This window comes from Streptomyces sp. NPDC057682 (assembly GCF_042799575.1).
GTDB lineage: Bacteria > Actinomycetota > Actinomycetes > Streptomycetales > Streptomycetaceae > Streptomyces.
Map to the genome: position 1 here is coordinate 155,919 of NZ_JBHVIN010000002.1, position 14,161 is coordinate 170,079.

Here is a 14,161-nt window from a genome sequence, read left to right on the forward strand (position 1 = left end):
GTTCGTGCCGGGTGGTGCGTCCGGTCAGCCGCAGGCGAGCGGACGCGTCCTCGGTCCGGACGGGGTCGGGGTCAGCCAGGCCACGCAGACGGCGGTGGCGGTGTGCCCGTCCTCCGTGACGCGCACCTCGTAGCGCACCGGGCCGGCACGGGCCCCGTCCGTGGCGTGCAGCCGGAAACCGGCCGGGACGGTGGCACCGGCGGCGATCCCGCCCGGTGCGGTCCCGGCGGGGTCGGCACGCCAGCCGGGCGGCAGGGCCGGGGGCCGGACGTCGACGGCCACCGGCCGGTTCACCGTGCTGGTGATCAGCAGGTCCGGACCGTCGGGCCGCAGCCGGAGCAGTCCGTTGGAGGGCGACCAGACGCGCAGCGTGCCGAGGAACACCCCGCCGGGTTCGGCCTCGGCGGGGATGTTGATCCTGAGCGCCGACGCGGTGGCCCCCACGGTGATGTCGTCGTCGGCGACGGAAACGGCGGGGTCCGGTTCGACGCGGTGCGTGACGGTCCGTTCCGTCCAGCGTCCGGTGCCGTTCCGCGTCAGGATCTCCAGAGCGCGCGTGGGGGGTTGTTCGTCGGCGACGGTACCGATCATCAACTCGATCCGGGAGATCGGCACCGGCAGGCCGAAGTCCACCTCCAGCCAGTCCCCCTTGCCGCCCTTGCCCCTGTTGGGGCTTCCCGATGTCGACCAGAGGCCGACGATGCCCGTCCGGGCACCGTCCGGGCTCGCCCCGCCCGCCGTGTAACTCGCCTTGAACACCGGCCACTTGACGCCCTTGTGATAGGCCGTCAAGTCCTGTTCGGTGTGGTGGGAGTGCAGCGGTCCGGCCCATCGGTCGTAGGCCGCGGGCAGGCCGAAGAGCGAGGTGGCCGGGAGGGACGAGGTCATCAACAGGACGGACAGCAGCGGAAGGGCCGCGAATCCGGCGGCGTGCGACAGCACCAGAGCACCGCGGGCGGGTCCGGTCCGCCGCCGGGAGGGGCGGCGGCGGACCGGGCGCGGCAGCCCGGGGAGGGAGAGGGCCGGGCGTCGCCGGGGGGCGGCCCGGATGCCCGCCGTCCAGAGCAGCAGGGCCCCGAGGTCCGTGTTCCCGCGCGCCCCCGCGCCGTCGGCCAGAAAGCGCACCGGGGCGCCGGTCTCCCCCAGCAGGCGCACCAGGTTTCCGGCGCCCGCCGTCACCAGCCACGCGCGTACGGCGTCGTCGCCGTCCCCGAGTTCCGCACCGGCCGAGACGGTGCGGAGCGCGGCGCTCTTCGTCACGACGACGGCGATACGGCGGGGACGCTGCCGCGCGGGGAGCGTGACGACGGTGCGCAGCACGCGCTCGGCGGCTTCGACGGGGTCCTGGCGGGCCTGCGGCACCGAGGAGATCCGCTCGCGCTCCTCGGTGGTCGAGGCCCGTCGTACGGTGCCGAGCGCGGGCCCGTCGAGCACCAGCAGCAGACCGTCGGCATGGCGCGGCCCGTCCATGGTGTCGAGCTTCGACTGCCCGGCGAAGGCACCCTTGGGCGGGTCGAGCAGGGTGAGGGAGCGGCGGCGGCCGCGCAGGCGGTACAGCCCGGTCGCGGTGGTCCCGGGCACCCCGCCGCCGGCGCTGCCGCCCAGCGAGCGCACCAGCCGGGACACCTGGACGAGCCCGGTGCGCGCCACGGTACTGCGGCCGGAGCCGGGCGCCCCGGCGACGAGGACCGCGTGGGGCCGGGTGTCGTCCCGTGGCAGCGGGCGGGAGCAGTGCGGGCACTGGGCGTCCAGGCGGCGGATGCCGGAGAGGACGGCCGCGGGCAGCCGGATCCCGCAGCGGCAGGTGTGGTGCAGGGCGCCGTTCCGGTCGGGCACGAGGTTCCGGTGGAGCAGACCGCAGCCGGGGCAGAGCCGTACGGGCCGGGTCACGTACCGCCCGCACGACGGGTGCGGGCACGGGGCGCCGGGCCGGCGGGCGGCCCGGTCGGCGGCCCGGACGCCTGCGCGGCACAGCCGGAGGGCTCCCGCCAGCACGGCCCAGACCAGGAGGTGGAACAGTGACGCCGACAGGACCAGCACGGTCGCCACCAGGGCGACGGCCAGAAGCCACAGGCTCCGGTACAGGCATCCGGAGAGGCCGACGAAGGCGTCCATCAGCACCGAGGAACGGTCGCGGGGCCGGCCGGCCGTCACGAAGATCTCGTAGTCCCGGGTGAGCGCGCGCTTCGCCTCCACGGCGCACGCCTCCCCGTGGTCGCGGAACAGGGCCCGGAGCACCCGGGGTCCGGACCGGGAGAGGTACGGGGTCCTGACCGGTTCGGTGCCCCCGGCCGCCGGGGCCGGGCCGCCGGTCAGCCGCCATACGGTCTTCGCGTGGCGGACGACGAGCCTCGGGAGCACGCCGAAGACGTAGAAGAAGGCGAATCCGACGCCCATGAGGAGGAAGAACACCGCGCAGGTGCCGAGGAGCACCACGGCCATGAACGGAAAGGCCAGGATCTTCGCGGTGGTCTCGGCGCACGCGCGCAGGAACCCGCGCGGTGTGCCCGTCGTCGTCCCGCCCTCGCGCCTGGGCAACGCCGCCCCCCTCAGCGTCCGGGTCCGGCGCCGTCGAGCAGCCCGAAGCGGTGCAGCAGCCACAGCAGCGGGTCCTCCGCCCGGTGCGGCCGGGGTCCGCCGGGCGGCACCGTGGCGCCGCGCGGTGCGGCGCCCAGCGCGGAGAAGGCGAAGAGCTGGTGGTCCGCGCAGCGTTCGCGGAGCCATCCGTCGATCTCCTCGCCCTGCCACAGCGCCAGCAGGGCCCGCAGCTCCGTGTGCACGGCCGACCGGTCGTCGGCGTCGAACCCGGTGCCGGGACGGCGCTCCCGGTGCAGGGGCGAGTGGGGCGGCAGCCACGGGGTGACGAGGTCCAGTTTCGGTACGGCGACGGCGACCGGAACGCGGGCCCGGCCCCCGGCGGCGGACCGGCCCCTTCCGGTACGCAGCCGGTCGAGCACCCGCTCCGCCACCCGCAGGGAGTCCCCGGTCGGCGCCCGTCCGGCCGCGGGCGAGACCGCACCGGTCAGGTCCCGGGGGTCCAGCAGGAGCAGGACCGCGTCCGCCACGTCCAGTTTCCGCAGCTCGCTCTCGTCCGGTTCCGGGTCCGCGAACCGCGGTCCGGACGTGTCGAGGAGCACGAGCGAGACGGCGGGCCGGCGTCGTCCCGTGCTCCGGCTCAGCCGGTGGACCAGCGCCACCCCGGCACCGGGCGCCACGGGCGGCGGGTGCTCGTCCTCGTAGAACGGCCGCTCGTACCGCAGGCGCGCCTCGGTCGCGGTGCGGTCGTCGCGGGGCAGCAGGGTCAGGCCCTGTTCCTCGCCGAGGCGGTGCCGCAGGGCGTGCAGGGCGACGGCGACGAAGGTGCTGCGTCCGCTGCCCGCCGCGCCCGCGAGGACGACGACGCGGCTGCGGTCCGCCACGTACCCCTCCGGCAGCCGCTCACCGCACCGGCCGCAGTGCGGACGTCCCGTCGTGCGCGCGCAGGTGCGGCAGCGGACGGCGGGCGGAAGCGGTGCCGTGGCCGGCACGCGCGGCCGTCCGCCGCAGCCCCGCACGCACCGGAAGGCGATATCGGTGCGGGAGAGCCTCCGCAGACACGACGGACACGTCCAGGCACCCGGGCCGTGCGTCAGGAACGCCATCGCCCCGCCCGTCCGGCCGCCATGCGCAGCTGCCGCGTCGGGGGATCGACGAGGACGGATTCCTCACCGACGGCGAAACAGCGCAGCCAGGGGACCCGGCCCCGGGGCAGCCGGGCCGTGAGGACGGCCGGGCTGCCGGGCCCGACCTCGACCGCGCCGAGCCCGGCCAGGGTGTCGCCGTCCCCCGCGGCCAGGGGCCATGACGGCCCATAGGAGGCGACGAGCAGCAGTCCGGGCACCCGCACGGGGACCGGGGAGGTGAACACCGCCCGTACCGAGGACCGTCCGGGCAGCCCCCGGCGGGTCAGGGTGTAGCCGATGTCGAAACGTGCCGGGAGCGCCAGCCGTGCCGGTTCGCCCACCGCGCGCAGGCCGTGCGCCCTGCCGACGGGGCGTACCTCGATCTCGACGGCGGCGCCGCCGGGGACGGGAAGCCGGGCCCCGGCGCGGTGCAGGTATCCGAGCCGGGTGACGGTCCGCCGCTGCGGTGCGCCGTCGCCGGTGTGCCACAACAGCTCCACCTCGTTGGGCCCGTCGGGCGGCCAGCCGAAGGTGACCACGGCTTCTCCGGGGCCCCGGGCCACCGCGACGTCGCGCAGTTCCGGGACCGCGACGACCAGTTCCCGGGCACCGGCCACCGCCCGGTCCCCGGCGACCGTGGCCGCCAGCACGACGCTGCTGTGCCACGGCGGCCGGAACACCAGACCGCCGCTCACCGGCCGGGCCGTGATCCGGACGCCTCCGGCGTCGAGCTCCGCCGGGGGCAGCCGCCGCCCAACGGGCCAGGGCGGGGGGCCGTCGAAGGCGTAGAGCCGCACCTCGCCCCGTGGCGCGTCGAACCGGGCCTCGAACAGCGCGCGTTCCTCGGGCACGGCACCGATCGCCAGGCCGGTGACCGGCTCGGGCGGGCCGTAGGGGGTGGCCGCGAGCCAGGTGCCCTTCGAGGCCGCGACCGTGCCGTCGGCCTCGCCGTAGAGCACCTGGACCAGATAGCGGTAGGTGACGTCGTCGGTCAGCCCCTTGTCGGTGAACCCGTCGCGCCGGGCGGGCACCGGGCGTTCTCCGCCGGGGCCGGAGCGGCGTGCCACGCGCACGGACACCGCTTCGGACGGCACCTCCCAGTGGGCGTTCACCACACCGTCCGCGGCGTCCACCACGACCGCGCGGACCTCCGGCCGGTACCGCACGGGACCGGAGACGGCGAACTCGGACAGCGGACCGTCCGGCTCGACCGCGCGCCGGACCGCGACGCCGTAGTGGACGGGGACGTTCACCGGGACGTCGGCGTCCAGCAGTTGGCGTGACCCGTCCGGGGGCACCGGCAGACAGGTCCCGTCGGCCGCGGAGCGCGGTGGCCGTCCCACCTGGCGCACGACCACGTATCCCGGTTCACCGGCGGTCGACCCGGTGGCCTCCCAGGAGACCAGCGCCCCTTCGGGGCCCGTGGTCACCAGCACCCGGGGAACCTTCATCACGGGCAGCCGGCGCCGCATCTCGTGGATCCTGGGCAGATCCCGGACCATGTCCTCGGCCTGGTCCAGCAGGTCCCAGGCGAGGTCGGGGGCCTCGACGGAGCGGATCGAGGCGTGAATGGTCAGCTGCTCCGCCTCGGCCAGGACGGAACGCACCCGGCCGGCCAGTTCCACGGCGTCCGGCGGCAGCCCTCCGGGAGGCAGCCGGTCCAGGACCGCTGCGGCCTCGGAGAGCAGCCCGTCCGCCACGAGCGACCGCAACCGTGCGGTGAGGGGGTCGGCGGCCCGTTCGTGCACGACGGCGAAGACGAGACGGCGGGCGTCCGCCTGTGCCAGGGACAGCTCGCCGGTGGCGTACGCGAGAAGCGTGCGCGCCCCGGACCGCGCCGCGTGCCGTGCCCGCACGCGTTCCGCCAGTTCGTGGAGCATCACCGCCTTCAGGCCCTCGGGTCCCGCGTCCTCGACGACCGTGCGCGCGGCGGCGGCGACGGCCTGCGCCGCCGTGTGCGCGGCGCTGTGCGGGAGGCGGCCCCAGCGCCGGGCGGCCGCCGACACCTCGCTCGCCGTGGGGGCGGGCCCGGTGAAGGGGCGGACCGGGTCGGTCCGGCGGTCGCCGGGACCCTTCGCGGCCAGGAAGTCGGCGAGATGGCGCAGCCGCAGCACGGCCAGGTGCCGGTGGCAGCGCGCGTAGGCGGGATGCGGCAGCTCCACGGGCAGGGGATCCGGCTCCGCGACGGCGACGGACAGGGCGGTCAGGGCGGTGGCCACGCGTGCCGCGTCGGCCCCGTGGACGAGACCGGCCTGCCGCCGCGTCTCCTCGGTGATCAGCCCGAGTCCTTCGGCGGCCTCGCTCAGGGTGGCGGTCAGTTCCTCCTCCGCCGCCGTGGCCCGTCTGCCCTGTTCCTCCAGGGCCGCGCGCAGGGGGGCCAGATCACCGTCGCCGACCGCTTCGAACAGGGGCTGGTGCACCAGATGGCCGGATTCCAGCTCCTCGATGACCGCCCGGTACGCGAGCCGGCCGCGCTGGCGCCGCCAGCACGCGCGGACCGCCCGCACGGTCTCGGCGACCGCGGGGGCGAGGAGCACCTGCGGGAGCTGGTAACGGAACCGCAGGTCCTCCTTGACGGGCAGTCCCGCGTCGAGCACCTCGCGCCGGTATCGCGATTCGTCGAAGGCCATGGCCGCACGCGCCCGGACGCCGTCAGGCGATCCTCTCCCGTCCCAGGGCCACGCGGGCCTCGTCCACATCGGTGCGGGTCATGCCGCCGATCTGCACGGACAGGTGAAGGCGTTTTCCCGTCTCGCGTTCGGTGGCGACCACGTCGAGCAGCCCCGACGCGTTGAGGGAGAACTCGCAGGCGAACGGCCACCGGGCGGGCTTGCCCGGCGGGATGTCCAGATTGCCTTCGGCGACGACCGTGTTGTGGTCGAGCTCCTCCGACTCGACGGCGCCCGCCTGTTCCATCACCTGGATGTGCACCTTGCGCTGGTCGTCCCTGATCGTGTAGAAGTCCTCGCTCACGGCGGCGGGCAGACTGTCGTTCGCGTGCACGAGGTGGGACACGTAGTCCCGGTCGGTCTCGACGTCCAGCACCCGGATCCCGTAGCTGCGCGAGGCGACGGTCGAGACCTGGTACGGCTGCCGCGTGATCCGGCCGGTGTCGGGGACGTCGGGGGCGTCCGCGGCACGCATCTCGCCGGAGTTGATGGCGTACAGCGCCCGGTCGAGCGCGTAGAGGGCGGCGCCCCGGGCCACCGTCAGATCGGGGTTGTGGAGCCTCGGTTCGAAACCGAAGGCGTCGGTGAGCCGCTGCGCGACCGCGGGCATCTTGGACGCCCCGCCGACCAGCAGCACCTCGTCGAAGCGGTCGACTCCGCGTTCCTGGGCGACGGCGATGGTGCGCCGGGTGATGTCGACCGTCCGGTCGAGCAGGTCGGAGGTGAGCTCCTCCAGCAGTTCGCGGGTCAGATCGACCTCGGCGACCAGGCCCTGGTGCATGACGCGGACCGTGTACTGGGCGCGGAAGGAGAGCGCCTTCTTCGCGTCCTCGGCGTCCCGCCGCAGCTGGGTCTCCGAGTGCTGGTCCGCCAGCGGGTCCTCGGCGTCGGGGAACTTGTCCCGGAAGGTCTCCACCAGGTGCATCACGATGCGGTCGTCGAAGTCCGCTCCGCCGAGTTCCTTGGCACCGTCGGTGCACAGCACGCTCAGGTCGGTCCCGCGCAGCGTCAGGACCGTGGTGTCGAAGGTGCCGCCGCCCAGGTCGTAGACGAGGACGTTGCGGTCGCCCCCGGCGGCGACGTCGAGGGCCCCGTAGTCGAGCGCCGCGGCGATGGGTTCGGCGACGATGTCCAGCACCCGGAGTCCGGCGATCTCACCGGCCTTCCGCGTGGCGTCCCGCTCCGCGAGCCCGAAGTAGGCCGGCACGGTGATCACCACGTCGCGCACCTCGGCCCCGCCGCTGACCCGGGCGTCGTCGGCGAGTTTCCGTACGATGCGCGCGGAGATCTCCTCCGCGGTGAAGGAGCGCCCGTGGAAGGTGCGCTCCACGGACTCCCCCATGTCCCGCTTGATCAGCTGGACGACGTTCTCCGGATCGAGCACCGCCGCGTCCTTGGCGCTCTGGCCGACGACCGTCTGGTCCTCGTTCTCGAAGTACACCACCGACGGTGTGGTGTCCGACCCCTCCAGATTGCGCAGGACCGTGGGCCGGCCGACATCGTCGACGCAGGCGACGCAGGAGTAGGTGGTGCCGAGATCGATTCCGTAGACGGCCATGTACGGCTCCTAGCTGTCGAGAGGTGCTGGAACACTGCGGCGGGGGCCGGGGGGGGTGGCGGTCAGGGCGCCCAATGGGTGACGAAGACCTCGGACTTCCGCACGACGCGCTCCCCCTGCTCGAACCCCGCGGTGACGACGCGGCCGACGAGACGGTCCTCCTCGGCCGACCCGGCGGGGACCCGCCCGAGCGGCCGGTGCCGCGACGCGTCGTAGGCATCGCCCTCCCGCGCCTCGTACCGCTCGACGCCGGATGCCGCCAGCGCATCGGCCGTCTCGTCCGCCAGGGCCCTCAGGAGCACCCGCAACTCCTCGACGCTCAGGGGCTCGTCGACCCGGTCGGCCTGCTGCAGGATGCGGTCGTGGAGCCGGATCAACGGCCTGCGCACGACATCGAGCGCCTGCTCGACCTCGCCCCGCCGCAACTGCTCCAGCTCCCCGTGCAGACGCGTGATCACCGCTTCCCGCGCCGCCGCGAGCTCCTGCTCACGGGCCAGGGCGGCCACGAACTCCCGGGTCAGTGCCGCGAGTTCCCCACCGCTCACGCCCGGATCCGCCTCGACGGGTTCCGTACCGACCGGCTCCGTGTCCACGGGCTCCGTCACGGCCGGTTCGGCCTCGGTCGGTTCCGCCTCGGCCGGCGTCTCGGACATCGGTGCTCCCTCCCGCCGAAAGGTGTACTCGACCGTAGCCCGTGCGACGGCTCCGGACAGCCGGGTTTCCGCAACTCTCCTCCCTCAGGGGGGCATCCGCCGATATATGGCCGACAACAGACGGTCCGCCGCGTGCGGTGACGGGCCGCCCCGGGGTCCAGCACGCCCACCGGCCCCCGCCCGGCGGACGGGTGTCCACCGGGCGGGGGCCGGGGCGGCGTGGTGGGGCACGCCGTGACGGGGCGGTTCAGGAGGTGCGGAGAATCAGCAGGCCCCCAGGTCCTTCCAGACACCCCACTCGCCGGTGCTTCCCGGCGCCTCGTTCTGCGTCCACCACTGGGCCTTGTACCGGTGGCCGCCGTAGGAGACCTCGCTGCCCGCGTTGTACACGGATCCGGCCACGTACGCCGGGACCGAGCCGCAGCCGGTGGCGGGCGGGTCGGTGGGGTCGGTGGTGGGAGGCGTGGTGGGGTCGGTGGTCGGGGGCGTCGTCGGCGGGGTGGTGGGCCCGGTGGTGGTGCCGCCGAGCGCGGTGTTGATCTGCTTCAGCAGGGTGGCGTTGTCGTCCAGACCGATGAGCGAGTACATCATCGCCCCGGCCAGTCCGCGCTGCTTGGCGTAGTCGACACGGGCCTGGATGGACTTCTGGTCCAGGCCGGTGAAGAACTCGCCGTCCTTGTAGAAGTAGGAGGCCTTCGCCTCGTCGTCCCAGTAGGTCGTCGCCGGGTTGTCGACGATGCCGCCGAGCTCCTTGTAGTTGGCGATGCCGGCCTGCTGGCTGAGCGGGCGGGCGGCGGAGCCACCGGTGGCGGTCTGGGCGAGGCCGTGGGTGGTCCCCTCCGGGACACCCTTCCAGCCGCGGTAGTAGAACTCGTAGCCCAGGTTCAGCTTGGCGGCGGGGAAGCCGCCCGCGATGCCGTACGCCGGCTTGCCGTCGATCCAGGAGTCGACCGCGTTGTCGACCGAGTACTTCTCGGTGCCGGGCGCGACCGGGTCGGAGGGGTCGTTGCCGCCGGAGTAGAGCGGGGACTGGTGGTACGTCGGCCCGTCGCCGTCCCAGGCGCCGTGCATGTCGTACGTCATCAGGTTGGCGTAGTCGAGGTACTGACCGATCTTGTCGGTCTCGATGTTCTTGATCTTGTCCTGGCCGGCCCCGAACGCGGCGGTCAGCAGGTACTTCTTGCCGCCGTTGGCCGCGCCGTACGCGTCGAGCTGCTTGCGGAACTCGGCGAGCAGCAGGGTGAAGTTCTGCTTGTCCTCGGGGGCGTAGTGGTTGCCCAGGTGGCCGCCGTCGGAGCCGGGGTACTCCCAGTCGAGGTCGATGCCGTCGAAGATGCCGGCCGCCGAACCCGGGCCGCCGTAGCCGCCCTCGACCGGCAGGTTGCCCTTGATGTACTGGTCGATGCAGGAGGAGACGAGCTTCTTGCGGCTCGCGTCCGTCTTGGCCGCGTCGCTGAAGTACTTGGAGTAGGTCCAGCCGCCCAGCGAGATGTTGATCTTCAGATGCGGGTACTTCGCCTTCAGTTCCTTGAACTGGTTGAAGACACCGACGATCGGCTGGTCCCACTTGTCGCCCACGCCGTCCACGCTGTCGGCGGCACTGAAGGACTTCTGGTAGTCGGCGTACGAATCGCCCGCGCCGTCACCGGCGTTGGGGTTGTTGTCGTCCCCCGCGGCCTTGTTCGCCTCGAAGCAGGTGAGGTCGGTGGGGTGGATGTTGCCGAACGAGTAGTTGATGATGTCCAGCTGGCCGGCGATGCCCCGGGTGTCGAGGTGCTTCGGGTAGAAGGCGTTGCCGTAGACGCTCCACTGGTCGTAGTACGCGATGCGCACCTTGCCCGCGGCGGGAGCGGCCTCCGCACCGGCCGCCTGGGCCGAGCCGATGCCGACGGTCGCGGCGAGCGCGCCCGAGGCGAGGGCCGTGCTGAGAAGCGCGGCGATCAATGTCTTACGGGGGTGCACGTACAGCCTCCAGCGGGGAGTGGGGTTGCGCTGCGAATGAGCTGGAGCAGTGATAACCGGCCCGTGACCTGCACGTCAACGATCCCAAGAAGATTAGGACTAGACCAATTTGACGCCCCGTACGCCCCTCGGAGGCGGCCGGGACGGGACGCGGCGGCGCGCGGCATCGTTGACCAGGGACTTAAGGATCACTTAAAAACAGCCCGCCAGTGATTCGAAAACGAACCACTCGATCTTAAAAAGTGGACGCCTGGACTTACCCGTTCGCACTCCTTGACTGGGGCCGGTTCGTCATTAAGGTCTAGACCTACATCGCCCAGGGCCCGGCCCAGGTCGGGGCCCCGTATCGGCCGCGACCACGCCTGCCCGGATGCCGCGACCCGTACCGCCCGGCCCCGCGCCGACCGGACGGCTCCGCACCCCCCGTACCACCGACGAGACCGCCCGACCCCCTGGAACCGCCGCCGCACACACGCCGCGACGGTCCCGGGCGGCCTCCGCACGAGCGAAGGAAGTGATGTGGCATGAACACAAAGAGGCGACTGGCCGTTTCGATCGGCGCCCTGGTCGCGCCGGTACTCGCCCTCGGCGTCCAGGCCGGCACCGCGAACGCCCACGGCTGGGTCACCGCCCCGGCCAGCCGGCAGGCCCAGTGCGCGACGGGCATCGTCGACTGCGGCCAGATCACGTACGAACCGCAGAGCGTCGAGGGCGTCAAGGGCCTCAAGAGCTGCAGCGGCGGCAACGCCGCGTTCGCCGAGCTGGACGACGACAACAAGGGCTGGCAGGTCACCCCCGTCGGCAAGAAGTTCACCTTCACCTGGCACCACACGGCCCGTCACGCCACGGCGAACTGGCAGTACTTCATCGGCGACCAGAAGATCGCCGAGTACCAGGGCAACGGCGCCCAGCCCCCCGCCGACGTCAGCCACGAGGTCGACTTCGGCAGCTTCACCGGCAAGCAGAAGGTCCTCGCCGTCTGGAACGTCGCCGACACCGTCAACGCCTTCTACTCCTGCGTCGACGTCAACATCGGCGGCACGGACGGCGGTACGGGCGGCGGCGACGGAGGCACGGGCGGCACCGGCGGCGGCACGGGCGGTACGGGCGGCGGCGACGGCGGCACCGGCGGCGGCACCACCGACCCGGGCGACTGCGCCGCGCCCCTCTGGAGCACGGAGGCCACCTACACCGGCGGCGACACCGTCACCTCCGAGGGACACACCTGGCGCGCCAAGTGGTGGGTGAAGGGCGACAAGCCCGGCACCACGGGCGACTGGGGCGCGTGGGAGGACCTGGGCGTCTGCGCGGCCTGATCATCACCGAACAGTGATCGCCGTCAGCTGATCACTGACCACCGGGAACGGACCCCGGCGGGCACGCGCACGCGTGCCCGCCGGGGTCCTGCGCCCGGACTCGTGGCCCGGTCACCTCACACCGGACCGCACCCGTGCCCGCGCAGATACCGGCCCACGCTCTCGTTGAAGTCCTCGGCGCGTTCCACCTGGGACCAGTGCCCGCACCGGCTGAAGAGGTGCGCGTCGGCACGCGGAAGGGCGTGCAGGAGTTCCCAGGTCCGGGAGACCGGGATGACCACGTCCCGCGTGCCGTGGATCAGCAGCACCGGGATGTCCACCTCCGCGAGCGCGCCGAGGTCGAGCGGCAGCGCGTCCCGGTCGCGGTCGCGGGCCGCCACGACCTCCTTCAGCCGGCTCGACGCGCTGTCGTTGAGAGCCGCCCGGTAGCGAAGGCCGACGAGTTCGTCGGTGATCAGCCCCGTGTCCACGACGAACTGTTCGAGCGTGCGGCGGATGCCCTGCGGCGTGAGTTCCGGCGTGGCGTGGCCCGCCAGTGCCGCGGTCCTCCTGGCTCCTCCGGTGCCCATCGAGACGATGCCCAGGATGCGCTCGGGGGCGTCGATGGCGAGTTGCAGGGCGACCCAGCCGCCGATCGAGTTGCCGACGATCCAGGTCTTGTCGATGCCCAGCGCGTCCAGGACGCGCAGCGCGTGCCGGCCCCACTCCCGGATACCGTACTCGGTGCCCGGCGCCACGACGCTCTGGCCGTAGCCGATGGAGTCGATGGCGATACAGCGGCCGTGCCGCGCGAGCCGGGGCAGGTTCAGCCACCAGTTGGCGGCGGCGGTGACCCCCGTACCCGAGCCGTGCAGAAAGAGGACCGGGGTTCCTTCCCCGACCTCGTGGTAGTGGGTCAGCTCGCCGTCGGCGGTGGACAGCCACCGGTCCTCCAGGCCGAAGAAGGGGTCGGTCCTGTACTCGGGGATCTCGACCGTGGTCATCGGCATTCCTTTCCCTCTTCCTTTCCCCGGGTCGTCCCGTGACGCCCGGGGACCCGTCACGAACGGCGGGTGAGCTTCTCGACGACGGCGTGCACGCCGACGACGTTGTTCACCATCTGGGTCACGCGGACGTCCGCGGCGATGGAGCAGAGGCTGTACGCCTCGTCCGGGTCGAGGCCCTCCCCGGTCAGCCAGTTCACGAGGTCGTCCACCGCGTCGTGGGCGGCGGCCTCCAGGTTCTCCCCGAAACCGGTGGAGACGAAGTGGTCCGCCGTCTCGGCCCGGGGGGTACGCGGAGCGGCCCCCGGCTCCACCGTGAACCGCAACCGGACGTGGTCCATCCCGGTCTCGATCGCGGTCTGGTTCACCTCGCCGTCGCCCTGGACGGCGTGGCCGTCACCGCAGTAGAAACCGGCGCCGTCCCGGAAGACGGGGAGCCTGAGGCGGGTGCCCACGACAAGTGCGGACAGGTCCATGTTGCCGCCGAAGGGGCCGGGTTCCACCGTGCTGCGCGGGCCGTCCTCGGCCGGGGCGACTCCCATGATGCCCAGGAACGGCCTGAGGGGGACGCGCACCTTGCCGCCGAGCGTGGTGGTCATGGTGGCGCGGTCCAGCTCGAAGTGGCGGATCGTTCCCCGGGGGAAGCGGTCCCGCAGGACGCCTCGGCCTCGTGGCCCGGCCACCACCAGGTTGAACCCGTGGGCCGCGGGCGTCAGCGCCAGCACGTCCACCACGAGGGCGTCACCGGGACGGGCCCCGCGCACCCGGATGGGGCCGGTGAGGGAGTGCGGCCCGAGCGCGTCGGGGAAGGCCGCCCGGAGCGCCGGGAAGTCCTCCATCACGGTGCCCGGGGTGACCCGGTTGCCCCAGTGCCCCCAGGTCGACAGCGTGACCTCGTCGCCGGAGTCGATCGTGAGCACCGGCGGTGCGGCGGGATCGATCACCCCGACCCGGACGGTGTCGGGCCCGGCGGGGAGCTCGTGGACACGGCCGCCCCCCACCGCCGACGGAACGGGCACCCGCGTCACACGTCACCCGTTTCGGTACGGCCTGCGGCGGGTTCACCACGGATCGAGGCCAGCAGGTGCTGCACGGCACTGGTGGCTCCGTTGGTGTTGCTGGCGAACAGGATCCGGGCGAACTGGGCCCCGAGGTAGGGGTGGAACCCAAGGTCGTAGAGGGTGCGGAAGTCGCGTTCCTCGATGGCGGTGCGCTCGGCACCGGTCAGTTCGTATCGGTCGAGCACGGCGGCCTCGTCCTCGGCGAACTCCGCACGGAGGCCGGCGTCCCACTTCAGGTCCTGCACGAGGTCGTGCGCGACCAGGGCGCGGTTGATGTGTTCCAGACTCATGGCGTTC

General features: G+C 73.1%; 10 protein-coding genes. 1 reads left to right on the plus strand and 9 read right to left on the minus strand.

Translation table 11 applies throughout. The features are described from left to right. Window positions 1–24 precede the first annotated feature (24 nt). The 6 genes from ACFVDM_RS03465 to ACFVDM_RS03490 all read right to left on the minus strand — a co-directional run bounded on the left by ACFVDM_RS03465 (window position 25) and on the right by ACFVDM_RS03490 (window position 10,504). Window positions 25–2,538: a hypothetical protein gene (locus tag ACFVDM_RS03465; protein WP_383632505.1), complete on the minus strand. Its 2,514-nt coding sequence runs from the start codon at window positions 2,536–2,538 to the stop codon at window positions 25–27. Window positions 2,539–2,549: 11 nt separating this feature from the next. Beyond that, window positions 2,550–3,419 (minus strand): hypothetical protein, encoded by an 870-nt coding sequence (locus ACFVDM_RS03470; RefSeq protein ID WP_383632508.1) that lies wholly within the window; start codon window positions 3,417–3,419, stop codon window positions 2,550–2,552. A gap of 209 nt (window positions 3,420–3,628) precedes the next feature. After that, window positions 3,629–6,292: a hypothetical protein gene (locus ACFVDM_RS03475; RefSeq protein WP_383632511.1), complete on the minus strand. Its 2,664-nt coding sequence runs from the start codon at window positions 6,290–6,292 to the stop codon at window positions 3,629–3,631. Between the two features lie 22 nt (window positions 6,293–6,314). Next, entirely contained in the window at window positions 6,315–7,889 is a 1,575-nt protein-coding gene (locus ACFVDM_RS03480; protein ID WP_383632514.1) for an Hsp70 family protein, read from the minus strand. A 62-nt stretch (window positions 7,890–7,951) separates the two neighbouring features. Continuing rightward, window positions 7,952–8,542 carry a nucleotide exchange factor GrpE gene (gene grpE / locus ACFVDM_RS03485; RefSeq protein WP_383632517.1) on the minus strand — a complete coding sequence of 197 codons (591 nt, stop codon included), beginning with the start codon at window positions 8,540–8,542 and terminating at the stop codon, window positions 7,952–7,954. A 264-nt stretch (window positions 8,543–8,806) separates the two neighbouring features. Further along, window positions 8,807–10,504: a glycosyl hydrolase family 18 protein gene (locus tag ACFVDM_RS03490; RefSeq protein ID WP_383632519.1), complete on the minus strand. Its 1,698-nt coding sequence runs from the start codon at window positions 10,502–10,504 to the stop codon at window positions 8,807–8,809. Between the two features lie 524 nt (window positions 10,505–11,028). Between ACFVDM_RS03490 and ACFVDM_RS03495 the strand changes: the two genes are divergently transcribed. Beyond that, on the plus strand, window positions 11,029–11,820 hold the full coding sequence (locus ACFVDM_RS03495; RefSeq protein ID WP_383632522.1) for a lytic polysaccharide monooxygenase: 792 nt from the start codon (window positions 11,029–11,031) through the stop codon (window positions 11,818–11,820). 116 nt (window positions 11,821–11,936) lie between these two features. Here ACFVDM_RS03495 and ACFVDM_RS03500 read toward each other — a convergent pair whose 3' ends face one another. The 3 genes from ACFVDM_RS03500 to ACFVDM_RS03510 form a co-directional block, all read right to left on the minus strand. Beyond that, complete coding sequence (locus ACFVDM_RS03500; protein ID WP_383632525.1) at window positions 11,937–12,803, minus strand: alpha/beta fold hydrolase; 867 nt, start codon at window positions 12,801–12,803, stop codon at window positions 11,937–11,939. Between the two features lie 56 nt (window positions 12,804–12,859). Next, window positions 12,860–13,747, minus strand: a complete 888-nt coding sequence (locus tag ACFVDM_RS03505; RefSeq protein WP_383632528.1) for an acetamidase/formamidase family protein — start codon at window positions 13,745–13,747, stop codon at window positions 12,860–12,862. 80 nt (window positions 13,748–13,827) lie between these two features. Next, entirely contained in the window at window positions 13,828–14,154 is a 327-nt protein-coding gene (locus ACFVDM_RS03510; RefSeq protein WP_383632531.1) for an extradiol ring-cleavage dioxygenase, read from the minus strand. Window positions 14,155–14,161: the final 7 nt, after the last annotated feature.

Excerpts from the sequence above, each read along its gene's own strand:
- ACFVDM_RS03475 (WP_383632511.1), bottom strand. The coding sequence starts at position 6,292 with ATGGCCTTCGACGAATCGCGATACCGGCGCGAGGTGCTCGACGCGGGA.
- ACFVDM_RS03480 (WP_383632514.1), bottom strand. The coding sequence starts at position 7,889 with ATGGCCGTCTACGGAATCGATCTCGGCACCACCTACTCCTGCGTCGCC.
- grpE (WP_383632517.1), bottom strand. The coding sequence starts at position 8,542 with ATGTCCGAGACGCCGGCCGAGGCGGAACCGACCGAGGCCGAACCGGCC.
- ACFVDM_RS03495 (WP_383632522.1), top strand. The coding sequence starts at position 11,029 with ATGAACACAAAGAGGCGACTGGCCGTTTCGATCGGCGCCCTGGTCGCG.
- ACFVDM_RS03500 (WP_383632525.1), bottom strand. The coding sequence starts at position 12,803 with ATGACCACGGTCGAGATCCCCGAGTACAGGACCGACCCCTTCTTCGGC.
- ACFVDM_RS03510 (WP_383632531.1), bottom strand. The coding sequence starts at position 14,154 with ATGAGTCTGGAACACATCAACCGCGCCCTGGTCGCGCACGACCTCGTG.